Consider the following 23717-nt stretch of genomic DNA (forward strand, 5'->3'; position numbering starts at 1 on the left):
CGGACGCATGAACCATGCGGAAGGCAGAAGAAATCAATTGAAGGTATTTCCGCACGCCGAACCGGAGTTCCCACGCGGTGCGTGGGAGCGATGAATTTCATATTCAATTCAAGGGCAACAATGAAAAGACAATTCCTCACGGCCGCCGCACTGTTCGGTGTCGGGTTCGCCAATGCACAGTCTTCCGTCACGCTGTTCGGCGTGGTGGACACGGGCATCAGCAATTACTCCTCCAAATCGCAGGACATGAACGGCGCCACGCTGTTCAACCCGTTCTACGTGAACCAGGGCACGCGCACCGCGAGCCAGACCGCGCTGAGCTCGGGCGGCTATTCCACGAGCCGGTTGGGCTTTCGCGGCACCGAGGACCTGGGCGGTGGGCTGGCGGCCAGCTTCTGGCTCGAGGCGCCGATCAGCCCCGACGACGGCAAGACCGGCATCACCACCTTCCAGCGCCGTTCCACGGTCAGCCTGTCGGGCGGTTTCGGTGAACTGCGCCTGGGCCGCGACTACGTGCCGACGGCCTGGAACGACATCGTGTTCGACCCCTTCGGCATCGTCGGCGTGGGCCGCAGCCTGATCTTCACCGCCGCCAACACGAACGCCGGCGGCGGCTCGGGCGGCTTCGGCGGCGACCTCAATTACAACCGCGCCAGCAACTCGATCGGTTATTTCCTGCCGAAGAATCTCGGTGGCTTTTATGGCCAATTCATGTACGCGCTGCATGAAAATACCAAATACGACCCCGGCACGGCAACGCCACCTGGCGTCAATGCACTTGGCGCGCTCAATTCGGGCAATTCGTCTGCATCGCGCGCAGGCCGTTATCTGGGCGGACGTGTCGGGTATGCCAATGGCCCGTTCGACGTGGCCGTGTCGTACGGCAACAGCACGGCGGCCGACAATTTCTATGCGGGCACCACCGACAACGTCAAGACCTTCAATCTCGGCAGCTCCTACGATTTCGGCGTGGTCAAGCTGTTCGGCGAATTGTCACGAATCAAGAAAACGCGCGATTACGCCGTCACACCCTTGGTCGGCGGCGTGCCCGACGTCGACCTCACGGGCTACCTGATCGGCGTGACCGCGCCGGTCGGCCCTGGCCTGATCCGCGCCTCGTACTCGCAGGTCAAGTACGACCTCAACACCGTCAACCTGCCGTTCACGCCGTCGGTCGCCGACCCCAAGGCCAACAAGCTGGCCATCGGCTACATCCACAACCTGTCCAAGCGCACCGCCCTGTACGCCACCGTCGCGCGCATCAGCAACAAGAACGGCGCGGCGCTCACGGTCGGCGGCCCTGCCTTCGTGAACACCGGGGTGTTCGTGCCCAAGACCTCGACGGGCTACGACGTCGGGCTGCGCCACTCGTTCTGATCAGGGAAGACTGTCACGCGCAAAGAAGCAAGCAAGTGAGTGAATGACCGCGGGCGGCCCTGCGCCCGCGGATGTTCCGTTTCTCCAGGAGCCCGTCAGGCGGGTCCATTCGGTCCGCCTTTGTGCGGACCATTTTTTTGGGGCGAGAGAAGCGCGCCTCAGTCGGGCACTGTGCCCGCCGGCGCCGCCACCGCGCGCGCCGCGATCGGCACCGACATCACGATCGAGGTGCGCGTCTCGCCCAAGTGGTTGATGCTGCTTACGAAGGCTTCGAGGTGCTCGATGTCGCGCGCGACCACCTTCAGCACGTACGAGTCCTGCCCTGTGACGTGGAAGCACTCGAGCACTTCGCGCCGGCTGCCGAGCAGCTTCAGCAGCCGGGCCTTGTCGGGTTGCGCAGTGGTGATGCCGACCAGCGCGGTGACGGTGTAGCCCGCCTTGCGCGGCGGCACCACGGCGCGGTAGCCCTCGATGACGCCGGCCTCTTCGAGGCGCTTCACGCGCTCGGAGGTGGACGGCACCGACAGCGCCACCTGCCGCGCCAGCGCGGTGAGCGAGGTGCGCGCGTCCTGCTGCAGCGCATCGAGGATCTGCCAGTTCTTGGCGTCGATTTCCATGGATTTCAGGCCTGATTGAGAATTTCGCTTCCGATTTCAGGCAAGGCATGCCGTGCGCCTGAATTTCGCCATTCTCGCCATGCAGGCCTCGCCGAACAATCGTCGGCATGGACTTCCCTCTCTTTCTCAAGGCCCTCGTCATCGGGCTCTCGATCGCCGCACCCGTGGGCCCCATCGGCTTGCTGTGCATCCAGCGCACGCTCGCGCATGGCCGCACGATCGGCTTTCTCAGCGGCCTGGGCGCCGCGCTGGCCGATGCCTGCTATGGCGCCATCGGCGCGTTCGGCGTGTCGGCCGTGGTGTCGACGATGGTCGCGGCGCGCGTGCCGCTGGCGCTCGGCGGTGCAGCGTTTCTCGCGTGGATGGGCGTGCAGCTGCTGCGCGCCCCGGCCGCGACGCAGGCCCGCGCCGCGGAAGACGCGGCCACGCCGGTGAAGGCGCTGCTGTCGGTGTTCGTGCTCACGCTGGCCAACCCGATGACGATCCTGTCGTTCGTCGCGGTGTTCGCTTCGCTCGGCAGCGGCCACGTGGGCAGCGGCAGCGGTGCGGCGCTCACGATGGTGGCTGGGGTGTTCCTCGGCTCGGCGCTGTGGTGGCTCGGGCTGTCGAGCATCGTGTCGATGGTGCGGCACAAGCTCGGCGCGCGCGTGCTGCAGGGCATCAACAAGCTGTCGGGTGCACTGCTGCTGGGCTTTGCGGTGTTTCAGCTGTCGACGTTGCTATCGCGCTGAGGAATCAACCAGCCGGCTTGCGGCGCGCGGGCTTGCGCGCACCCAGCGCGCTCGCCAGCGCCTTCGTCGCCCAGTCGCGCAAGGCGTGCGGGTCTTCGAGCGCATCGACCGGCGCCTCGTAGTAGCTCGCGACCTTCACGGTCGAGGCGCTGGTCGCGTACGAGAACGGCACCGCGCCCAGACGCTCGAAGTCCGGCCGGGTGGCGTCGTCGACGCGCAGGTACAGCGTGCCCTTCATCACGAAGGCGAACTGCACGCCGGCCTGCACGAGGCCGAAGCCGCCGAAGAAGCGCTTGACCTCGATGGGGCCCATCGCACCGAGCGACTCGGCCAGCTCCAGTGCTCGCCCGTGCGAACGCTCGGCACCGCCGGCGGCGGCCCCGCCTTTCGCGCGGCTCAAACGACCGCCTTGCGTCGCGCGTCGGTCACGGGCGCACCGCCATGCACTTCGAGCAAACGCAGCAGCGCCTCGGAGCTGTGGGCCTTGGCCCAGTCGCGTTCGGAGTCGTTGATGCCGACGAGGTGCAGGAAGTCGAAGCGGCCCGAATCGAGCTGCGCCGTCGCGGGGTAGTGCTTCGGCTCCATCAGCACCACATGGCGCAGGGCGACGGTGCCCTTCTCGCGGATCGCTTCGCCGACGGGAATGCGGTCGCCGTAGTCGAAGGGCTGTTTGTCTTCGCCGAAGTGCGAATGCGCGAGCAGCACGTTGTAGGCGAGCAGGCGGCGCAGCAGCTTGATGGCCCACTGGTCCTGCGGCTGCGACGGCACTTCGATGACCAGCTCGGAGCCGATCCACGAATAGTCTTCGGGGTCGTAGTCGGCCGGTTCCGTTTCCCAGGGCGTGGAGCCGCCCGAGGTCACGTACAGCCAGGTGTTGCGCACGGGCGTGGGCGCGAACTCGAACACGCCCAGGTGCAGCCAGCGCGGATCGACGTCTTCCGCGCCCAACGCCTTGAACTCGTCGAAGTCCAGCACGTAGATGCCGGTGCGCTCAGGGCCGAACAGGCGCGGGTAGAGCGTCTCTTCGCGGTAGGCCCACACGTCTTCCATGGAACTCATCGGCGCATCCTCCTCGTTGGAACGAGGGCATTCTCGTCGCTCAACGTGACCGCTGCATACGCCGCAGGGCGGGCCGTTCGAGGTTGGTGAAGGCACGCAGCACCCACTCCACCGGGCCGTACGCAAAGCGTGCCAGCCACCAGCGGCTGACCAGCATCTGCGCGCCGAAGATGCCGAAGGCGACCATGAGGCTCATGAACGGCCCGAGCTCGCCGATGAGCCGCAGCCCGTACGCCAGGAAGAGCCACGCGCACACCGCCGACTGCAGCAGGTAGTTCGACAGCGCCATGCGCCCCGCCGGTGCGAGAGCATCCGCCAGCCAGCCGCCCCAGCGCGACTGGAACAGCAGCATCATCGCGCCCACGTACGTCGCCGTGAGCAGCGGCGAGGTGAAGACGCCGACCGCCAGGCCGAGCACGTCCCAGCGCGAGCCCGGTACGACGGACGCGGTCCACGCATACACGGCCGCGCCCGGCAGCCCCAGCACCAGCCCGGGCACCAGCAGGCGCTTGAACAGCGGCCGGTAGCGGTCGGCTCGCGCGAACAGGTTGCGACGGCCCTCGATGACGCCCGCGAAGAACATCGCCAGCGCCATCGGCGCCTGCACCAGCCCGAGCACGATCCACACCTGCGACAGCTCGCGCAGATGCTGGCGGATGACCGTCGCCGCCGTGCCGCGGTAGGCCGCGAGCGCCGAGGCCGCGTCGGCCCTCGCGGTGCGAAGAACGTCTTCGGTCGCCGGGCCGCCCAGCATCGCGAGCATGCCGATGGCACCCCACACCATCGCGGTCGCCAGCACCAGCCGCAGCGCCCAGCGCGCGAGCACCGCGTCGCTCTGGTGGCGCAGCGCCAGCAGCACGGCGCCGAGCACCGCGTAGGTCGTGAGGATGTCGCCATGGAACAGCAGCACCGCATGCAGCACGCCGATGCACCACAGCGCCACCAGCCGGCGCGCCAGGCGCGGCACGAAGGGCTTGCCGCTGCGCTGCGCCGACTGCATCTGCAGCGTGAAGCTGTAGCCGAACAGGAACGAGAACAGCAGGTAGAACTTGGTCTCGAACAGGAAGGCCACGGCAAAGGCCGCCACGCGGTCCAGCCCCGAACGCACCATCGGGTCGGGCAGCGGCTGGCCGTAGTACGGCGAGGCAAAGGCCGCGATGTTCACGACCAGGATGCCCAGCAGCGCGAAGCCGCGCAATGCATCGACGAGCGACTGGCGCTCGCCCGCTACTGGAGTGGGGTTCATGCGCCCTGCTCCGGCTTCGCGAGAAAGCGGCCCACCACGCGCCGCAGCATCGGTGCCTCGCGCGCGGGGTCGAAGCCCGTGTCGAGCGCCAGGCGCGAGAACACGCCGTCGATGAGCGCGGCGATCCAGTTGGCCGATTGCACGGGGTCGAGCTCGGGATCGATCTGCCCGCGCGCCGCGGCCTTGCGCAGCAGGGCCGCGAGGCCGTCGCGCATTTCGGTGTCGCCCGCGGCCACGCTGGCGCAGACCACCGGGTTGCGCAGGGTCTCGGCCGCCACCTCCAGCGCCAGCCGCGAGTAGCTGCGGTCGGAGGCGAAGACCATCACCACGTCGAGAAAGGACAGCACCACCTCCAGCGGGTCGGCCGGGTCGTCGTCGATCGCGGCGAAGTACGCGGCCGTGTCGCGCCACTCCTCTTCGGCCAGGGCCTCGATGATCGCGTTCTTGCTGGGAAAGTAATGAAAGAGATTGCCCGGGCTCATGCCCGCGGCGGCGCAGATCTCGGCGGTGGTGGTGGCATGAAAGCCACGTCGCGCAAAGCAGTCGCCCGCGGCCTCCAGGATCTGGCGGCGCTTGGCCTGCTGGCGTTCGGGGTCAACTTTGCGCACGGTGGTTCTCGCGGAATTCGGTCATGCCCGAATTATTAGACCGAGCGCTCGATCTATTCTGAAGGAAGCCTGAAGAAACCCTTCAGGCAGCGCGCGTGGCCGCAATGCCCCGGATGGTGTCCAGCAGCAGCCGCGCGCCCTCGCCCGTCTCGCTGCCGCGCCGCACGGTCACGCCCACCGGGCCTTCTGTGCTTGCCGTGTCGATGGCCACGCGCTGGAGTTCGCCGCGCGCCACGAAGCCTTCCACCGCGCCCTGCGGCGCAAACCACACCGCATCGGAGCGCTGCAGCAGGCCCACCGCAAAGCTGGTGTCGGTCGCCTCCACCAGCCGCGCCGGCAGCGCCAGCCCCTGCGCGATGAGGAAGGCGTCGGCCGTGTGCCGGATCAGCGTGCCCGACACCGGCAGCACCAGCGGGTAGGCGGCCAGCGCGTCGAGCGTGGGCTTGCGCCGCGAGGCCAGCGGATGGCCGGGGCGCACCACCAGCAGCAGCACCTCGCTGTACAGCTGCTCGAAGGCCAGGTCGGCCATGGCCGAGGCCTGCGCCAGCCGGCCGAGCACGAGGTCGATCTCGCCCTGGCGCAGCTGCGTCATGAGCTGCGCGTTGGTGCCGCTCACCACGCGCACGCGCATCGCCGGGTGCGCCGCATGCAGCCGCGCGACCGCCTCGGGCAGCAGGTGCGCCGCCATGTTGGGCAAGGCGCCGACCGCCACGCGCAGCTGGTCGGCCTCGGGCTGGTCCATCGCCAGGCCCAGGCCTTCGCGCAGGCCGCGCAGCGCCGACACCGCATGGCGCACCAGCACCTCGGCGGCCGGCGTGAGCTCCACGCCGCGGCGGCGGCGCAGCAGCAGCTGGCGGCCCACGATCTCTTCGAGCTCGGCCACCGTCTTCGACACCGCCGGCTGCGTGAGCGACAGCGCCTCGGCCGCGCGCACGAGGTTGCGCTCCTGCGCCACCATGACCAGGCATTGCAGGTGGCGCATCTTCAGGCGCTCAAAGTTCATGGCTGACATGCGGTTCTCCTCGAAGCCAGTGGGGCGACGCGCTTTCAAATATAACCAGAGGGAATAGCTGGCGGAAGAGACTTCAGTTGTGCCGCGCCGCGCAGCCTTCTAGAGTGCCGTGGATACGGAGACAGACAAAGCAGCCCATGACCACGACCTTTTCCTCGAAGCCTTCCTCTTCCTTTGGCACGCGCCGCCGCCTCACGCTCGCCGCCGCCTGCGCCGCGCTGGCCCTCGGCCTCGCCGCCCCGGCCGCGCAGGCCCAGACGAGCTACCCCGCGAAGCCCGTGAAGTTCCTCGTCAACTTCCCGGCCGGCGGCCCCATCGACATCCTCGGGCGCGCGCTGGCCGATGCGCTGCAGAAAGACCTGAAGCAGCCCTTCGTGGTCGACAACCGCCCCGGCGCGGGCGGCAACATCGGCGCCGACGCCGTGGCCAAGAGCGCGGCCGACGGCTACACCGTGCTGCTGGGCATCGACAGCACCTTCACCGTCAACCCGCACCTGTACGCGTCGATGCCCTTCGCGGCCAAGGACCTCAAGCCGCTGATGATCTTCAGCTCGTCGGGCCTGAGCTTCACCACCGCCGCCTCGGTGAAGGCCAGGACGCTGCCCGACTTCATCGCGCAGGCCAAGGCCGAGCCCGCCACCTTCAGCTCGGCCGGCAACGGCAGCCCGGGCCACATTGCCGCCGAGATCTTCGCGAGCGCGACCGGCGCGAAGATCGTGCACGTGCCCTACAAGGGCAACGCCCCTGCCGTGATGGCCATGCTGGGCAACGAGGTGCAGGCCGGCATCGTCGCCACGCCGGGCGTGCTGCCGCAGATCCAGGGCGGCAAGCTGCGGGCCCTGGCCGTCACCGGCCGCCAGCGCGCGCCGCTGCTGCCCGAGGTGCCCACCGTCGGCGAGCTGGGCCTGAAAGACCTGGAGTTCGAAGTGCTCTACCTCGCCATGGTGCCGGCCGCCACGCCCGAGCCCGTGATGCAGACCCTGCGCCAGGCGCTGCACAAGGCGCTGGCCCTGCCCGAACTGAAGGCCCGCCTGGCCTCGCTCGACATGGTGCCGCTGGCCGAAACCGATGCCGCCGCCGCCACGCGCCTGGCCACGGCGCAGGCACGCTACGGCCGCATCGTCAAGGCGACCGGGATGAAGGTGGACTGACGGCCTTGCCGCTGCGCGCCGTGCTGTTCTTCTTGCCCTGGCCTGCTGCCGCCGCAGCAGCCGCCGCGTGGCGCCCCCGGTCGGCCTTGGGCAGCACCGCCTGCGCCACCATGGTTTCGGCATGTGCCTGCAACCGGTGCAGCGCGTCGTCGAAGCGCGCGGCATCGTCCGCGTCGAGCGTGCCCATCAGCTCGGCGTTGATGCGCGTCACCAGCGGAAAGAGTTCGTCGTACAGCGCCTGCCCCGCCGCCGTGAGGCCCAGCCGCACCTGCCGCCGGTCGCCTGCCAGCGCCGTGCGCGACACCAGCCGCTTGGCCACCAGCGAACCCACCGCCTTCGAAGTGCGCGCCCGGTCCAGCTGCGCGTGCTCGGCCAGTTGCGACGAGCCCAGCTCGCCCCGGCTGGCCAGCACCGCGATCAGGCGCCATTCGCGCCGCGTGATGCCGAAGCGGCCCTCGCACAGCCGGATCACCATGCTGCCCGCCACCGCGAGCAGGCGCGACAGGCGGTACAGCAGCAGGTCGTCCAGCGGGCGGCGCGGCGGGGTGGCGGCGTCTTCGGCAGTCATGGGGTGGCGTCTCGAAAGGCCGGGTAAATCCGGGCGATGGTTGATTTGATCAATCGAATGTAGCGTCTCCAGAATCGTCCGCAGCCGCGGCCACCCGCCCCGGCCACGCACAGACCCTGCCGAACGCCGAACGAGACCCCGGAGAGATTGACGATGCCCCAGCTTCCCGACCCGACCCGCCGCCGCACCCTGACCACCCTTGGCGGGCTGGCCCTTGCACCCCTTGCGTCCTTCGCACCGCTTGCGTTCGCGCAGCAGCAGCAACCCGCCGCCTTCACCCCCGGCCAGCCGATCAAGGTGCTCATCGGTGTGCCCGCCGGCGGCACGCAGGACGTGCTGACCCGCGCCATTGCCCACCAGGTGCGCGATTCGCTCGGCCCACTCATCATCGACAACCGCTCGGGCGCGGCCGGCCGCATTGCCGTGGACGCCGTGAAGACCGCGCCGCCCGACGGCCACACCCTGCTGCTGGGCACCGCGAGCATGATGACCATGTTCCCCAGCGCCTACCGCAACCTGTCGTACGACCCCATCAAGGACTTCGTGCCGCTGGTGAACGCCGCGCGCTTCGAGCTGGCGCTCACCGTGCACAAGGACGTGCCCGCCAACACCCTGGCCGAGTTCATCACCTGGGCCAAGGCGCAGGGCGACAAGGTGAGCTTCGGCTCGTACGGCGCCGGCACGCCCTCGCACTTTCTGGGCGAAATGCTCAACCGCGCGGCCGGCCTGAAGATGGTGCACGTGCCCTACCGCGGTTCCACACCCGCGCGCCAGGACGTGATGGGCGGCACCGTGCCCGTGTACTTCGACACCATCGGCGGCGCGCAACAGATGCTGCCCACCGGCCGCGTGAAGGTGCTGGCCACCAGCGGCGACAAGCGCTCGCCGCTCATGCCGCAGCTGCCCAGCTTCGTCGAGAGCGGCTACAAGGACGTGGTGGCCACCGCGTGGTTCGCCTACTACGCGCCGCTGAAGACGCCGGCGGCCACTGCCGAGAAACTGCGCACCGAAATCATCCGCGCCGTGAACTCGCGCGAGGTGCGCCAGCTGCTGCTGCAGAACGGCATGTACCCCGTGGCCGACGGCCCCGAAGCGCTCGTGAAGACCATGCGCGAAGACATTGCCCGCTGGGCCGGCATCATGAAGGCCGTGAACTTCCAGGCCAATGACTGACCGACCGATCGACAACAAGGACACACCCTTCATGATCCCGCGCGCCCTCCCCGCTTTCGCCTCTTCCTTCAACCCGGCCCGACGCCGCCTCGCCGCCGTGCTGGCCATGGCCGGCCTCGTGGCGGCCATCGCCGCCCCCACGCTCGCGCGCGCACAGGCCGCCCAAGCCGCACTCGACAGCCCGCTGCGCATCGTCGTCGGCTACGCGCCCGGCGGCGCCACCGACCGCGTGGCGCGCATCGTGGGCGACAAGCTCGCGGCCCAGCTCGGCGTGCCCGTGATCGTCGACAACAAGCCCGGCGCGGGCGGCCGCCTGGCCGCGCAGCAGGCCAAGGCCACGCCCGCCAACCAGAACGTGCTGATGCTCGCCAACCCCGCCGTGATGGTGGTGGCGCCGCTCGTCTTCAAGGACAACGGCTACGACGCCGAGCGCGACTTCGTGCCCGTGTCGCACGTCAACGCCTACGACTTTGCGCTGGCCGTGTCGCCCACCCTGCCCGTGCGCGAGCTGAACCATTTGCTCGCATGGATGCGCGCCAACCCGCAGCAGGCCAACGTGGGCGTGCCCGCCACCGGCAGCCTGCCGCACTTCTTCGGCCTCATGGTGGGCGAGAAGGCCAAGGTGCAGACCCAGGTGATTGGCTACCGCGGCTCCGCCCCGCTGCTGAATGACTTGATCGGCGGCCAGGTGCCCATTGCCGTCGACACCGAAGACGTCGTGCTGCCGCAGCACACCGCCGGCAAGCTGCGCATCCTGGCGCTGTCGGGCGAAAAGCGCTCGCCCTTCGCGCCCACCATTCCGACCTTCAAGGAAGCCGGCCTCGACCTCGCCGCCACCGGCTGGAACACCTTCTTCGCGCCGGCCAGCATGCCCAAGGAGAAAGTCGAACGCCTGGCCACCACCATCCACGCCGTGATGCAAGACCCCGACACCCAACGCAAGTTCAAGGACGCCGGCATGACGCCGGTGGTGAGCACCCAGGCGCAGACCGCCGCGATGCTCAAGGCCTACAAGGCGCAGTGGGCGCCCGTGGTGCAGAAATCCGGCTACCAGCCCTGATCGAAAAACCTTCCGACCTATGACGACACGCAGCACCCGCCCCAACATCATCTTCATCGTGGCCGACGACCTCGGCTATGCCGACCTCGGCTGCTACGGCGGCCGCGAGGCGCCTTTTGGCCGCGTGTCGCCCGTGCTCGACGGCCTGGCCGCCAACGGGTTGAAGCTCACGCAGGGCTACTCGAACTCGCCCGTGTGCTCGCCCACGCGCTTCGCGATGATCACCGCGCGCTACCAGTACCGCCTGCGCGGCGCGGCCGAAGAGCCCATCAACAGCCGAAGCCGCGGCAGCACCACCCTGGGCCTGCCCACCGAGCACCCCACCCTGCCGTCGCTGCTGAAAGACAGCGGCTACAAGACCGCGCTCATCGGCAAGTGGCACCTGGGCTACCCGCCCAGCTTCGGCCCGCTGCGCTCGGGGTATGAAGAATTCTTCGGCCCCATGTCGGGCGGTGTCGACTACTTCACCCACTGCGATTCGGCCGGCCGCCACGACCTCTGGTACGGCGAAGAAGAGCACAAAGACGACGAGGGCTACCTGACCGACGTGCTCTCCAAGCGCGCCGTCGACTACGTCGAGCGCATGGCCACGCAAGAAGCGCCCTTCTTCCTCAGCCTGCACTACACCGCGCCCCACTGGCCGTGGGAAACCCGCGACGACGCCGACAAGGCACCGCTCGTAAAGGACAACCTGTTCGACCTGTCGGGCGGCAACATCCATGTGTACCGCCGCATGATCCATCACATGGACGAGGGCATCGGCTGGATCATGGCCGCGCTCGAGAAGCACGGCATGGCCGACAACACCCTCGTCGTGTTCACCAGCGACAACGGCGGCGAACGCTTCTCCGACAACTGGCCGCTGGTCGGCGGCAAGATGGACCTGACCGAAGGCGGCATCCGCGTTCCATGGATTGCGCACTGGCCCAAGGTGATCGCCAAGGGCGGCGAGAGCACCCAGCTGTGCATGACCATGGACTGGTCGGCCACCATGCTCGACGCCGCCGGCGTGAAGGCCGACGCGGCGTACCCGCTCGATGGCGTGTCGCTCATGCCCGTGCTGAAAGACGCCACCCACACCTTCCGCCGCCCCCTGCACTGGCGCATGAACCACCGCGGCCAGGAAGCCATGCGCGACGGCGACTGGAAGTACCTGAAGGTCGACGGCAACGAGTACCTGTTCAACATTCCGGCCGATGAGCGCGAACGCGCGAACCTGGGGGAGAAGGAGCCGCAGCGGCTGGAGGCGATGCGGGCGCAGTGGCAGGCGTGGAATGCGACCATGCCGGGGATTCCGGAGGATGCGACTGTTAGTTTGGGGTACTCGGTTAGGGATATGCCGCAGAGGTAAGGAGCGACGGCAGGAAATCTATCGTCAGTAAGACATTTAGTCCCCGCCCCCCAAGTACTGCCACCAGCAGTGCTTAGGTGGCCGTCTCAGACTGGTTGCAGTCGATCGATGTCTGCGGCCCGAGTGCCTGCTCCAGGTTAGATGCGAACGTTCCGGTCGCCGAACCACGAGAAGTGGCAGAAAGCAACGCGCATGAGCGCCACGCGCGCACACGCTGACGCGGTGACTGCATAGGCGGAACGCGATCGGCTGGAGAAGCTGCTGGTCGCGCAGTTCGATTCCCCATGAACGTGCAGTCACGGCCTTGTGCGCTCGTGTCGCTCGTGTCGCTCGTGTCGCTCGTGTCGCTCGGGCGTGGTACAGCGGCCGCTGGCTTCTTTTACGCGCTTCGATCTCCAAGTGGAATGCGGTAGCACTTTCGCAGGCAGCGCCTGATAATCCGGGCGAACTGTCACTACAGGTGGGACTACTTGAGCACGAACACGACACAGTCCGAAGCGGCCCTGCAAGAGCACTGCACGCGCGAGGCGCTGCGCATCTGGCGCGTGTACGCGCACCAGTACCCGCAAGCACCGGGTATGACCTTGATGCCGCTGTTGCTTGACGAATATCGCATCGGCGTCGACATCCTGTTTGTGGGGATGAATCCGTCATTCTCACAGGGTGCCGTGCGACGCATCTGGGCCAACGCAGAGAGCGGTATCGTCGAAGGTGTAAACCCATTCGAATGGGACGCTGAACTGGATGAAGACATGCTTGCACGGCGCGTCCAAGACATCCTTCGCTTTGAAAAGACAGCCAGAGCGGAGTACGCCCCCTACTTCCGACCGCTGCAGGATTTCGCCGAAGAGGCCGAGGCAAGAAGCCATGGACACATCGACATGTTCGTCGTGCGCCACACCACGCAAGCGGACGTGCACGCGGCCTACGGCAAGCGGTTTTCGGAGCTACCCCCCATCGCCAAGGAGCAGTTCCAACTGTTCCAGCATACGCTGAAGGCGATGGCGCCCAAGACGATAGTCATTGTTAATGCCGGAGCTAGCCATCTCGCGCTCGAGGGCCTTGGACTGAAAACTGAAGATCGAGGGCGAACGTACTTCTGGGAAGAGCTGCCCGGGGCGCAGTTCTTCTTGAGCGGCATGCTCTCAGGTCAGAGAGCCCTAGACGTTTTTTCACGGGCTCGGCTCACGGCGGACGTACGGCAAGCGTTGGTGCACACCTGATGGCGAAGTCGCCGGCACCGTCAAATCCACACCAAGCGCCATCCCCCATGCGCTGGCTCGAACCCGAGGAATGCGTTCACTACCGCGACCAATTTCGCACTGCCCGATACGCAGCACTCGCAGATGCAGAAGGCTTCGGTGCCATCTGCTTCGCGTTGGAGGCTCTCGGACTCCGACTACTTGGCAAGCAAAGTACGCTAGAAAAATACAAAGATCGAATCGCTGCGTATGCGTTACTTTCGCCCGTCCTAAATGACCTCGCGACAAAGCAACCATCAAGATTCAAACACTTCGAAGCACTCTACAAAACAGTACAAACGGCGCGCAATGATGCTATGCACATCGGTGCCTACGCACGTCACGCAACGGAAGCGGCCATCGAGCTGTGTATCGGACTGGAGGAGGCCCTGATGGCTGAAGTTGTACGCACTGTGGGCAACCTAATGGTTACCTCCCCCGTAACGGTCGCGCATTGGCAGGTGGTCGCCCATGCAAGGCAACTGATGCTGATGCATTCATTTTCTTTCCTACCAGTACGAATCGGCACGTCATGGTGGCTGATTTCCGAGTTGGGGCTGGCAAAGTTTCTGAGCAAAATTGACCAAAAAAAAGCACGCCTGGGCCTCACCATTCAGGAGGCCAAGGAGGCGGGCATGGGGATGATCGAAGTCCTCGACAAAGACGTTCTCCGCGCGACGATGAGCATCGAGGACATCTTGCAAAAAGCGCAGGTGAAGAATGGGCCAATGCTCTGGCTGGTTGTCGACGAAAAGCATCCAGACCACCTAGCAGGAGTCCTATCACCCTTTGAGCTGATGTAGCGCCAGTCGAGTCATGGATTCAGAAAGCCCACGCCTACGCAGCACACCAAGGTCTTCTATCGTTTCAAGGCGGCGGCGCTCGACTACTGCCGCGTTGAAGGGCATGGAAAAAGCAACCCGCGGCCTTTCGTGAAGACACGGCGGTTGACCAGCCCTCTACCTCCTCTACTCTCACTCTCCCCCAACAACCTCTCTGCCTCCCCAGCCTGATCCGCGGCAATCCGCAGCATGTGATCACGGTGGTACCGATCATCCAAGGCCTACCCAGGCGGATGACCACTCTGCCGCTGGATCGGTCGGATGTCAGCGATCACCCGATCAGCCCCTTATTAACCAGCCACCGTTCACCAGGGGAACGCATGCAAGTAGATCTTGAGCACGTCAGAACTCAGCACGCAGTCGGGCAAGGCGCCTTTCACTCTGCCAGCGTCACACTGACGCGCCCATCAGGTCGCTATCGCTTTGACTATGTCTATGACTGCGGCGCCCTGCAGAGCTGGTGGCGCAGTCCAGCAGTCAGAATCGCCGTGGATTCGTATGAGCCTCGGTATGAGCCCAGGGTCGTAGCTGGCGCCATCGAGTTGGTCGGTGTAATTGATGCGTTGGTTCTTTCGCACTACGACTATGACCACATCAACGGTGCTGAGTTGCTCGCAGCGAAGTTTGAGGTCAAGCGGGTCTATGCGCCTTACCTTTCCCCCGTTGAGCTGGCACTGGAGATCGCGCGGCAGGCCAAATCCATCAACGAGGAATACTTAGAACAGCTCTTCTCTGTGGCAAATGGTGGTGACCTTTGGGGCATTCCCGTCACGCGCGTGAGAGGAGGTCCGACGAGAGACAACCCGAATCTTCCTGGTGACCCTGAGCTACCAAGGAAGCCGGCCCTCGACGAGTACAGCCCTTCGAGCGAAGGTCCGGCGCAGCCATCGCCCTACCCTAGAGCAATGGAAGTGATGAAGGCGCACAGCGGCGGCCCCATGGACGCAGACCTGGACCACTCAGAAGACGCCCGCCTTGAGGCATCAGGTGATTTCATCTGGCGGTTGCGCTTCTGGAATCACCAAGTGTCGGACGAAATGCTCTTCTACATCTGGAGCTTCCTGGATGCAGTCGGATTCCCCTTGGACGCGCTGACTCAGCCCAACGGCGCGACCACAGTTTGCGCCTGGCTCAAGAGCAAGACGAATCGAGATGCAGCCCTCGACGCCTACATCGAAGCCTTCCGTCAACTCGGCACGTCGGCAACGCTGGAAATCGCCCCTGACCATGTTCCCAACCTGATCTCCTTGGCGCTCTTTAGCGGCCCTCGGTATCTGGGCGATGCACCAGATTACCTCCGGTACGACGTATTGCCGCCTTTCGAGGGGCATGTGCCTCACTGGTGGTACGGCGATGAACCCGACGAGGTGGGGTGGCTGGGGACCGGGGACGCACTTCTCGGGGAACCCGACGTCTGGGCAGATTTCTCAGTGCACTACGCGATTGAGCTACCTCGCGTCCAGACCGTCCTACTTCCGCATCATGGCGCTGCACCCGTGCGCGGCCCTGCCTTTTACAACCCGGGGCTGAATGATCGCGCCGGGATTCATTCTGTGATCTCCGTCGGAACCAAGAACCGATACGGGCACCCTCGGGAAGAGGTGCTCACAGCGGTCCGCAAGAGAAACGGATACCTGTGGGTGATAACGGAAAAATGGGCGCTAGGGTTCCGAGAGTTCATATGGGGCTGGGTGCCCATCGCTCCATGACCTTCAAATGCACTCCGATGCGTCTAGTCGCCAGTAAGCGGGCCGATATGTGCGCTTTCTCCCCTATGGAAAAACGCTATGCCGAACATTCCTGTTACTGACACGGTCGTACACGCATTTTCCCAGTTAGTAGACGACTCGGGGAATGGCGGAAGCTATCGAGAGCCATCGCATTCGGACATCGAATTTCAAGTCAATGCGTCCGGGCTGACGACCTTCGATCCCAAGCAATAGGGACAGTTGATCGGAAAGGCCAAGCGGGTCAGGGCTGTGCTGTACGAGGCGATGACAGCCAATCCCACCGCCGCTTCGCAATTCGCCATAGGTCTCCTGGGAAAGATTCGTGCGTGTGGCGGCTTCCGCGTTGGTGCACCCAACTTCGTTGGCGCCGAGGCGATTGCGAACGCCAAGTCGGCCTGCGACAGCGTTGGCTTTGTCCTCGCTGACGACGGGACGCTTGCCCCGAAAGTACTCACAACTCTTCGTGGCCCAGAGCTGACGGACGCGCTTTTGGGCTACGCGCGGCGCGCACAGCGAGGCGCCGACGATGCGGCTCTTGTGGCTGGAACAGGTAAGGACCTGCTTGAGGCCACTGCTGCCCACGTGCTCATGACAATACGGGGCGGCTATCCCGCAGGTGCCAACTTTCAGGCCTTATTGGGCATGGCCTTCATTGCGCTAGACCTTGCAGTGCCGGAGATGCCTGAGGTTCAGGGCGAGTCGCCTGTCCGCGCGATGGAGCGGGGCCTGTTCGCAACTGCGCTCGGTGTTAACCGCGTCCGGAACAAGCAAGGCTCTGGCCACGGCCGCCCATGGCTACCGACGCTCACAGATGCCGAGGCCAAGGCAGCGATTGAGTCTGTTGGCACGGTCGCCAGCTACTTGCTCGCAAAGTTGGCGACAAACGGAAGGTAGTCTCTACCATTGGGCCATGATTGACCTGCTTCCCGTCTTAGTCCAAGCCACTGCGACAACGCGATTGCAGCTGAAGCAGTGGTTCGCTCGCTATCCAGCTGGCATGCCATGGTCAGTGATCTCGGACTACTGCGTTGGCGACGTGAACAAGGGGAACGACGTCTTCAGCTTTGTAGTCGTCGCTCCGCACGACAAGGCCGAGAACATCTGCGAGTACATAGCCAGCGCGGCGCCCAAGGACCTGAAGAACACAAGCAAGGTTCCGCTCGGCCTGGTCCAGTAACCGGCAACACCCGCCCTCCTTTGCCGCGTTGCAGGGTATGGGAGAGTGACCCGCCGCCGGCCACAAAGACGCGGCGGCCGGGCAACCAATTCCCTACCCCCTCCCACTCTCCCCCAACAACCTCTCCGCCTCCCGCGCCAAATCCGCCGCAATCCACAGCATGTGATCCCGGTGTTTCTCCCCAGCTTCTTCGAACCATCCGTTGCCGTCGCCGTAGCAGCACCACAGCAGGGAGTTCAGCTGGGCCAGTTTGATTTCGAGAAGGTCTCGGGCGTCTTCGCCTGTGGGGGTGGACGAAGGGGTCGCGCCGCGTGTGCGGCGGGGAGATTTGGGCGTTGAGCGCCCGGCCATAATTCGATCAGCCATTTGGTGTGCTTTCCTGAAAAGTTGTGCACGTCATGTGGTTAGACGGTCAGGGTGTTCACGCACCCTGGCCGTCGCCTTTTGTGCCTCACATTCGTGTCGCCGCTTCACAAAGCCGCATCGACACCCGCCGTGAGGCAAGGCGGTTCATTCGCTCGCACGAATCAATCGATCGATCCATCAATGAATGTCTGGGGAGAAGGCGTTCCTTTCACAGGGTTCGTCGGCCGCTACAGCGGGCCGTCTTATCGCGGGGGCATTCACTGTAGAGAAGCGAAGCCGCGCAAGAGAAAAGAATTCGTCGACGATTTCTCGAATCGACGAGATATCTGAGGTGCCCCGGTTTTTCTGCTTCAGCGGAGGCGAGACGAGGCGAAGCAAGACCCGGCTCGGGGCCGGCCGCCAGCTAGTGCGCGTGCGTGGCGCGCTCGGCTTCGCTGTCGTGATGATCCTGGCTGACACCTCGGGCCGGCAGCGCGTCGGCCGCCAGCGCAAGGAAGAGCGCAAGGAGCAGCCACAGCGCCACGTCGCTCAGCCGGTAGAGGTTCTTGCGAAAGCGCTTGGTGCGGCGGATCACGGCGCGACTCCCGGGGCGGCCGTGTGGGCGTCGTCGTTCAACGCCAGAAGAAGACAACGCCCCATGCAGCGGACCGCATCCACCGCGAGGGCCGCGTCGTCCAGGTCAGCCATGGGGCATGAGGTGGTACAGCTCCGGCAGAAAACCACCGGGCGCGGTGAGGCGCGACTTGAGCCGCACGACCAGATGCAGGTCGTCCACCAGATGAATGTCGCCGCCGCGGTTCGTGAGCTGCAGCTTCACGGCCAGCAGGCCCTGCAGCTTGGCGCGGTGCCACTCGGCGGCGTCGGCGATCTGCGCGCGGGTCATGGCGGCGATGCCGATGCCGTGTTCCAGCTCGGCCGCGCGCAGGCAGGCCACGACGCGGTCGACGCTTTTCAGCGTGCCCTCGATCACCTCCAGGCAACGCTCGGCCAGCCGCGTGGGCTCGTCGGCGGAGTTGCCGTACACGAAGGCCTCGTAGGGACGGGGGGCGCGCGTGGAATCGCGAGGCATGGGCTGCGGGCCGGCGTTGCGGCTCAGCGCGGCAGCAGGTCCAGGCATTGGCGGCGGCGCCACACGGCGCTGCGCACGGCCTGGCTGTCGTCGAACACGACCTTGTACTGGCACACGAGGTAGTTGGCCGATTGGGGCATCTGGAACTTGAAGTGGTAGTCCCACTCGGTGCCGAGCGCGCCGCGCTGCTGCTTCAGCGCCTGCCCGAGCACGGCGAGCACCTGGGCCTGGTTGAGGCCGGGCTTGATCTCGCGAAAGCGCTCGGGCCGCGACACGACGCCGTCGCGCAGAAAGGGTTCCTTGAAGTCGGGGCGGCGCGCCTCGACGTCGCGGTAGTCGAGCTTGTCGGGGTTGCTCACGGGGTCCACGGGGTTGTCGCGGGCCACCGCAGGAGCGGCGGCGCCGAGCAGCGCGGCGGCGAGCACGAAGGCGGCAGCGGCGGGGGATGCGTGCGGGGTGGTTTTCATGGCTAGCGTCCTCTTGGGTCGGATGGGTGACGGATGGGTTTGCTGGGAGAAATGGGCGCGCGCGGGTCAGCGCTCGCGCATGGCTTCGCGCGCCTTGTTCAGCGGCTTGGTCAGGTAGTCCCACACGGTCTTGCGGCCGGTGCGGATGTCGGCGGTGGTCACCATGCCGGGCACGATGGGCATGCGGCGGCCGGCCTTGTCGGTGAGTGCGTCGGAGTCGGTGCGCACGAGCACGGGGTAGTACACGATCTCGGGCTTGACCTCGTCGCGCTGGGTGTCGGGCGCGATGGTCACCACGCGGCCCTTGAGGCCGCCGTACACGGCGTAGTCGTAGGCGGTGATCTTGATCTGCGCCTCCTGCCCGGGCCGCATGAAGGCGATGTCGCGCGGCGAGATGCGCGCCTCGACCAGCAGCTGGTCGTCCAGCGGCACCAGGGTCAGCAGCGACCCGTTGGGCGGCACGACGCCGCCGATGGTGGTGACCTGCAGGCTCTTGACGATGCCGCGCACGGGCGAGTTCAGGGTGAGCCGCTCGAGCGAGTCGGCGCGCCCGCGCACCACGGACGACAACGACTTGACCTCGGCATCGGCCTTGGCCAGCTCTTCGCGGCTGCGCACCATGTAGTTGGCGCGTGCCTCGGCAATCTTCAGCTCCAGGTCGGCGGCCTGGCGTTGCAGGCGGATGAGCTCGACGTTGCTGGCCGCGCCGCTCACCTGCAGCGAGCGGGTGATGTCGAGCTCCTTGCGCACGAGCGCGAGCGCCTGGCCCAGGCCGGACACGGTGTCGCGCAGGCTGCCCTGGCGCGAGCGGAAGAGCGCGCTTTCGGAATCGACCAGTTGCGCGTAGGCCTTCAGTTCGGCGGGGAACTGCAGGCTGCCCTGCCCTTGCACCTCGGCGCGCAGGCGCACGCTGCTGGCCAGGGCGGCGCGGTAGCGCGCGGCGGTTTCTTCCACGTTCGATTCGCCGCGCGTGGGGTCGAGTTGCGCGAGCACCTGGCCCTTCTCGACGATCTGGCCTTCGTGCACGCGCAGCTCGGCCAGGATGCCGCCTTCGAGCGACTGGATGCGCTGCTCGCGCGAGCTGGGAATCACCTTGCCCATGCCGCTGGACACCTCGTCGATCTCGAAGACCCAGGCCCACACGAAGAAGGCGAGCAGAAAGAGCGCGATGAACCACACGACGCGCGCGGAGCCGCTGGCGCGGGCTTCGTCGAAGTCGTCGGCGCCGCCGGGGCCCCACACGGTGGCGGTGGATACGACGGGTGCCTGCGCGGCGGCCTGCACCTGCGCCTTGGTCAATGTCACGGCGTTCATGCCTGCCCCTCCTTGCTGCGGCCTGCGGAGGCCATCGCCTCGCGCGAGGCGACCGCGCCCTGGCGCAGCCGCGCCATCACCTGCTCGCGCGGGCCGTCGAGCACGACGGCGCCGCCGTCCACCACGAGGATGCGGTCGACCGTCTCGAGCACGGCCGGGCGGTGCGTGGCCAGCACCAGCGTGCGGCCGGCGGGCAGCGCGCGCAGTTGTTCGATCACTTCGCGCTCGGCCACTTCGTCGAGCGAGGCGGTGGGCTCATCGAGCAGCAGCACGCCAGGGCGGCGCAGCATGAGCCGCGCGAGCAGCAGGCTCTGGCGCTGTCCGCCCGAGAGGCCGCGCCCGCCTTCGAGCAGCGGATGGTCCAGCCCGGTGGGCAGGCGGCGCACGAAGGCCCAGGCGCCGGTGGCCTGCAGCGCCGCCACCAGCTCGGCGTCGGTGGCGTGGGGGGTGCCCATCTGCAGGTTTTCGCGCAGGGTGCCGTGGAACAGGCGTGCGTCCTGCCCGAGCAGGCCCACGTCGCGGCGCACGTCGGCGGGGTCGATGTGGGCCATCGACACGCCGTCGAGCAGCACGCTGCCGGCGCGCGGCTCGATAAGGCCCGACAGCGCCTGCAGCAGCGTCGACTTGCCCGCGCCGTTGCGCCCGAGCACGGCAATGCGTTCGCCGGCGCCGATGTGCAGCGCCTTCACGTGCAGCGCGGTGGTCTGGCCGTCGTGGCTGAAGACGGCGTCGCGCAGCGCGTAGTCGCCCTGCACGGCGGGCCGGTGCACGCGGGTCTCGTGGGGCGGGTGGTCGACCGGGAGCTTCATGAGCTGGTCGAGCGCCTCGCCGGCCACCTTGGCCTGCTGCCAGCGGTTGAGCACCTGCGTCACGCCGGCCAGCGGCGCGAGCATGCGGGTCGACAGGATCGATGCGGCCACGAGCACGCCGGTGCTCATGTGGCCGTCCATCACGAGCGGCGCGCCGAAGAACACGACGAAGGCGAAGGCGGCGCCCTGCACGGTCTGCGTCCAGTTGCTCAGGGTGTTGAGCAGCGCGCGCAGTTGCAGGCCCGAGTCGGCGTTGACGGCGTTGTAGTGGTTCCACTGGTTCTGGAAGCGCGGCTCGGCCTGCAGCCCCTTGATGTCGTCGATGCCCTGCACGGCCTCGACCAGCATGGCGTTGCGCAGCGACGACTCGCGCATGCCCGTCTGGGCCAGCGCGCGCAGGCGCGGTTGCGCCAGCAGGCTGGGCACGATCAGCAGCACGCACGCGGCCAGCGGCACGAGCACGAGCCAGCCGGCAATGAACCAGAAGAGCACGCAGAACACGAAGAAGAACGGCAGGTCGGCCACGGCCGCCACGGTGGTCGACGTGAGCATTTCGCGCACGGGCTCCAGCTCGCGCAGCTGCGAGATGAAGGTGCCGGTGGCGCGCGGGCGCGCCGAGCCGCGCACGCGCAGCGCGTGGCCGAACACGCGGTCCGAAATGCGCAGGTCGGCGCGCTTGCCCACCACGTCGGTGATGCGCATGCGCGCGCCGCGCATGACCCAGCTGAACGCGATCGACAGCAGCACGCCGCCGAACAGCACATGCAACGTGGGCAGCGACTGCGCGGGCACGACGCGGTCGTACACCTGCATCGAGAACAGCGTGCCGGCCAGCGCCATAAGGTTGTAGGCCAGCGACGCAACGAGGATGTGCGCATAGGGCCGCCAGTCGGCCAGCACGATCTGGCGCAGCCAGTGCGGCTCCACCGGGCGGATGTAGGCGTCCACGCGCGAGTCGGGTGCCGATTGCGCGGGCCGCAGCACGGCCATGGCTTCGAGCGCGGGCTGCAGCTCATCCACGGTGCAGACGGTTTCCGCGCCCTGGTCGCCACCCAGCATCACGCGCAGGCCCTGCGCCGAGATGGCGGTGACCACGGCCACCTGCCCGTCGCGCAGCTGCAGCACCACGGGCAGGCGCCAGGGGCTCAGGGTGTCCAGGCGCGGCGCGACCTGGCGCACGGTGAGCCCGGCCTGGCGGGCCATCTGGCGCACGCGCTCGCCGATGTCTTCGTGGTCGCTCCATGCGGCGGCGCCACGGATGCGCTCGCGTGAGGTGTCGAGGTGGTAGTGGGCGGCCACGGCCAGCACGGCGTCGACCCAGCCGGCGAGCAGCTCGGGGCCGCGCGCGGCGGACAGTTCGGGCACGGTGGTGGCGGTCATGGCTGGCCTCCGGCAACGAGCTCGCCCGCATCGACCAGCCCGAAGGCCTCGCGCAGGCGGCCCGCCTGGTACAGGCACTCGACCGCGAGGCGCTGCACTTCGTGCGCGCTCTCGGCCTGCTCGAAGCGCGCGCCGTGGAACTCCTGCTCGGCATTGAGCAGGTCGAGCAGCGAGCGCGTGCCCAGCTGCAGGTACTGCTCGCGGTACAGGTCGCGCGTGCGCTGCGTGCTGTGCACGCGCGCGGCGAGCACGGGCAGGCGCAGCGCGTGGCCTTGCGACTGCACGCGCGCGTCTTCGAGCCGCTGGCGCACGCTGAGCTCGGCATAGCCCAGCGCAGCCTCGGCCGCCTCGACGGCGTGCGCGGCAGCGCGCTGGCGGGCCTGGCTGCGCCCGCCTTCGTACAGCGGCGCGGTGAAGTTGACGGTGAACGTGCTTTCGTTGGCGGACTGGCCGGCGGGCCGCCCGCCCGATTCGAGCCCCCGGTTGACGGCGGCGTTGAGCGACAGCGTGGGCAGCAGTTGCGCATCGGCACCGCGCAGCGCGGCCTGCGCCATGTCGCGCTCGGCCTGTGCCATCTGCACGGTCGGTGCGGGCAAGGCTGTCTGCGGCAGCGCGGCGCAAGCGCTCGCGAGCGGCACGGGCGCTTCGCCGGCGATGCCGGCCGGCGTGCGGCCCTGGGTCAGGTGCATGAGGTTCAGGCGCCAGCGCTCGGCCTGCGACGCGGTGTTGAGTTGCTGGGCCCGCGCGGCCTCCAGGCGCGACTGCGCCTGCGCCACGTCGGACTGGCTGGTGGCGCCCTTGGCCTGGCGCTCGCCCACGAGGCCGGCCAGCGACTGCACGCCCTTCACCTGGGCCTGCGCGATTTCGCCGAGCGCCTGCTGGCGATGCACTTCGATCCATGCCTGCGCGGTGTCGCGCACCACGTCGTCGACCGCCACCAGCAGCTTGGCGCGCGCGGCCGTGGCCGAGGCTTCGGCCTCGCTCACGGCGCTCGACACCTTGCCGAAGTCGTACAGCAGCTGGGTCACCGACAGCGAGGCCTGGTGCACCTGGCGGCGACCGTCGGCCTGCAGCTGGCGGTTGCCCGTGCGCGCGCTGACGCCGGCGCTGACCTGCGGGTAGTAGCCCGAGCGCGCGGCTGCAATGCCCTCGCCCGCCTGCAGCGCCTGGCCGACGGCGTTGCGCACGGTCGGGTGCGAGGTGGCGGCCAGGCGCACGGCCTCGGCCATGCCCAGCGGGGCGGCGGTGCTCGCTTGCGCAAGCGCCGCCGATCCGGCGAGCAGGAAGAAAAGGCCCGCGGCAGCAGACGAAAGATGACGGGAAGCAAGCATGCGTGAAGACGTGCAGACCACCAGGTGCCGACGCCGCG

24 protein-coding genes are annotated in these 23717 nt (G+C 67.2%); 11 read left to right on the forward strand and 13 right to left on the reverse strand.

Features of this window, described 5'->3' with window-relative positions; all coding sequences use genetic code 11:
• Positions 1-120 precede the first annotated feature (120 nt).
• Positions 121-1377 carry a porin gene (locus AC3WQR_RS14435; RefSeq protein WP_492742461.1) on the forward strand — a complete coding sequence of 419 codons (1257 nt, stop codon included), beginning with the start codon at positions 121-123 and terminating at the stop codon, positions 1375-1377.
• A 158-nt stretch (positions 1378-1535) separates the two neighbouring features.
• Here the strand turns inward: AC3WQR_RS14435 and AC3WQR_RS14440 are convergent, their stop codons facing one another.
• Complete coding sequence (locus tag AC3WQR_RS14440) at positions 1536-1994, reverse strand: Lrp/AsnC family transcriptional regulator (RefSeq protein ID WP_070063168.1); 459 nt, start codon at positions 1992-1994, stop codon at positions 1536-1538.
• Between the two features lie 107 nt (positions 1995-2101).
• Here AC3WQR_RS14440 and AC3WQR_RS14445 point away from each other — a divergent pair, with 107 nt between their 5' ends.
• Entirely contained in the window at positions 2102-2725 is a 624-nt protein-coding gene (locus AC3WQR_RS14445) for a LysE/ArgO family amino acid transporter (protein ID WP_369646381.1), read from the forward strand.
• 4 nt (positions 2726-2729) lie between these two features.
• Here AC3WQR_RS14445 and AC3WQR_RS14450 read toward each other — a convergent pair whose 3' ends face one another.
• The 5 genes from AC3WQR_RS14450 to pcaQ form a co-directional block, all read right to left on the reverse strand.
• Positions 2730-3038 carry a TfoX/Sxy family protein gene (locus AC3WQR_RS14450; protein WP_159272669.1) on the reverse strand — a complete coding sequence of 103 codons (309 nt, stop codon included), beginning with the start codon at positions 3036-3038 and terminating at the stop codon, positions 2730-2732.
• 83 nt (positions 3039-3121) lie between these two features.
• A complete protein-coding gene (locus tag AC3WQR_RS14455) occupies positions 3122-3784 on the reverse strand; it encodes a suppressor of fused domain protein (RefSeq protein ID WP_095949134.1) in 663 nt (220 codons plus the stop codon).
• Positions 3785-3824: 40 nt separating this feature from the next.
• Positions 3825-5030 (reverse strand): DUF418 domain-containing protein, encoded by a 1206-nt coding sequence (locus AC3WQR_RS14460; RefSeq protein ID WP_492742462.1) that lies wholly within the window; start codon positions 5028-5030, stop codon positions 3825-3827.
• Positions 5027-5638 (reverse strand): TetR/AcrR family transcriptional regulator, encoded by a 612-nt coding sequence (locus AC3WQR_RS14465; RefSeq protein WP_492742463.1) that lies wholly within the window; start codon positions 5636-5638, stop codon positions 5027-5029. Before AC3WQR_RS14465 ends, AC3WQR_RS14460 begins: the two co-directional genes overlap by 4 nt.
• Before the next feature lie 82 nt (positions 5639-5720).
• Entirely contained in the window at positions 5721-6650 is a 930-nt protein-coding gene (gene pcaQ, locus AC3WQR_RS14470; protein ID WP_159276039.1) for a pca operon transcription factor PcaQ, read from the reverse strand.
• 137 nt (positions 6651-6787) lie between these two features.
• Here pcaQ and AC3WQR_RS14475 point away from each other — a divergent pair, with 137 nt between their 5' ends.
• Positions 6788-7801 (forward strand): tripartite tricarboxylate transporter substrate binding protein, encoded by a 1014-nt coding sequence (locus AC3WQR_RS14475; RefSeq protein ID WP_492742464.1) that lies wholly within the window; start codon positions 6788-6790, stop codon positions 7799-7801.
• Here AC3WQR_RS14475 and AC3WQR_RS14480 read toward each other — a convergent pair.
• Positions 7773-8369, reverse strand: coding sequence for a MarR family winged helix-turn-helix transcriptional regulator (locus AC3WQR_RS14480; protein WP_492742465.1), 597 nt, complete (start codon positions 8367-8369; stop codon positions 7773-7775). The two genes, AC3WQR_RS14475 and AC3WQR_RS14480, sit on opposite strands and share 29 nt — an antisense overlap.
• A 153-nt stretch (positions 8370-8522) precedes the next feature.
• Here AC3WQR_RS14480 and AC3WQR_RS14485 point away from each other — a divergent pair, with 153 nt between their 5' ends.
• The 8 genes from AC3WQR_RS14485 to AC3WQR_RS14520 all read left to right on the forward strand — a co-directional run bounded on the left by AC3WQR_RS14485 (position 8523) and on the right by AC3WQR_RS14520 (position 16943).
• Positions 8523-9542, forward strand: coding sequence for a Bug family tripartite tricarboxylate transporter substrate binding protein (locus AC3WQR_RS14485; RefSeq protein ID WP_492742466.1), 1020 nt, complete (start codon positions 8523-8525; stop codon positions 9540-9542).
• 106 nt (positions 9543-9648) lie between these two features.
• Positions 9649-10602 carry a Bug family tripartite tricarboxylate transporter substrate binding protein gene (locus AC3WQR_RS14490; RefSeq protein ID WP_095949153.1) on the forward strand — a complete coding sequence of 318 codons (954 nt, stop codon included), beginning with the start codon at positions 9649-9651 and terminating at the stop codon, positions 10600-10602.
• A 19-nt stretch (positions 10603-10621) separates the two neighbouring features.
• Positions 10622-11953 carry a sulfatase family protein gene (locus AC3WQR_RS14495; protein WP_492742467.1) on the forward strand — a complete coding sequence of 444 codons (1332 nt, stop codon included), beginning with the start codon at positions 10622-10624 and terminating at the stop codon, positions 11951-11953.
• 470 nt (positions 11954-12423) lie between these two features.
• Positions 12424-13176 (forward strand): hypothetical protein, encoded by a 753-nt coding sequence (locus tag AC3WQR_RS14500; protein ID WP_492742468.1) that lies wholly within the window; start codon positions 12424-12426, stop codon positions 13174-13176.
• Positions 13177-13223: 47 nt separating this feature from the next.
• Complete coding sequence (locus tag AC3WQR_RS14505) at positions 13224-13997, forward strand: hypothetical protein (protein WP_492742469.1); 774 nt, start codon at positions 13224-13226, stop codon at positions 13995-13997.
• 272 nt (positions 13998-14269) lie between these two features.
• Positions 14270-15745 (forward strand): MBL fold metallo-hydrolase, encoded by a 1476-nt coding sequence (locus tag AC3WQR_RS14510; RefSeq protein WP_492742470.1) that lies wholly within the window; start codon positions 14270-14272, stop codon positions 15743-15745.
• A gap of 240 nt (positions 15746-15985) precedes the next feature.
• The gene (locus tag AC3WQR_RS14515) at positions 15986-16660 is read left to right on the forward strand and encodes an abortive infection family protein (RefSeq protein WP_492742471.1); all 675 of its coding nucleotides are present in this window, start codon (positions 15986-15988) and stop codon (positions 16658-16660) included.
• Positions 16661-16763: 103 nt separating this feature from the next.
• Positions 16764-16943 (forward strand): hypothetical protein, encoded by a 180-nt coding sequence (locus tag AC3WQR_RS14520; protein ID WP_492742472.1) that lies wholly within the window; start codon positions 16764-16766, stop codon positions 16941-16943.
• 769 nt (positions 16944-17712) lie between these two features.
• On the opposite strand, the gene AC3WQR_RS14525 is transcribed toward AC3WQR_RS14520, so the two are convergent.
• From AC3WQR_RS14525 to AC3WQR_RS14550, 6 genes are all read right to left on the reverse strand, one after another.
• Complete coding sequence (locus AC3WQR_RS14525) at positions 17713-17883, reverse strand: hypothetical protein (RefSeq protein ID WP_157627413.1); 171 nt, start codon at positions 17881-17883, stop codon at positions 17713-17715.
• A 105-nt stretch (positions 17884-17988) separates the two neighbouring features.
• Entirely contained in the window at positions 17989-18378 is a 390-nt protein-coding gene (locus tag AC3WQR_RS14530) for a hypothetical protein (protein ID WP_307693486.1), read from the reverse strand.
• Between the two features lie 23 nt (positions 18379-18401).
• Positions 18402-18845 (reverse strand): outer membrane protein assembly factor BamE domain-containing protein, encoded by a 444-nt coding sequence (gene bamE, locus AC3WQR_RS14535; RefSeq protein ID WP_062479197.1) that lies wholly within the window; start codon positions 18843-18845, stop codon positions 18402-18404.
• Between the two features lie 66 nt (positions 18846-18911).
• Entirely contained in the window at positions 18912-20159 is a 1248-nt protein-coding gene (locus tag AC3WQR_RS14540; protein WP_492742473.1) for a beta-barrel domain-containing protein, read from the reverse strand.
• A complete protein-coding gene (locus AC3WQR_RS14545) occupies positions 20156-22348 on the reverse strand; it encodes a type I secretion system permease/ATPase (RefSeq protein ID WP_492742474.1) in 2193 nt (730 codons plus the stop codon). The genes AC3WQR_RS14540 and AC3WQR_RS14545 overlap by 4 nt, the downstream gene beginning before the upstream one ends.
• On the reverse strand, positions 22345-23679 hold the full coding sequence (locus AC3WQR_RS14550; RefSeq protein WP_492742475.1) for a TolC family outer membrane protein: 1335 nt from the start codon (positions 23677-23679) through the stop codon (positions 22345-22347). Before AC3WQR_RS14550 ends, AC3WQR_RS14545 begins: the two co-directional genes overlap by 4 nt.
• Positions 23680-23717: the final 38 nt, after the last annotated feature.

This window comes from Variovorax sp. FW305-3-2-15-B-LB1 (assembly GCF_058787635.1).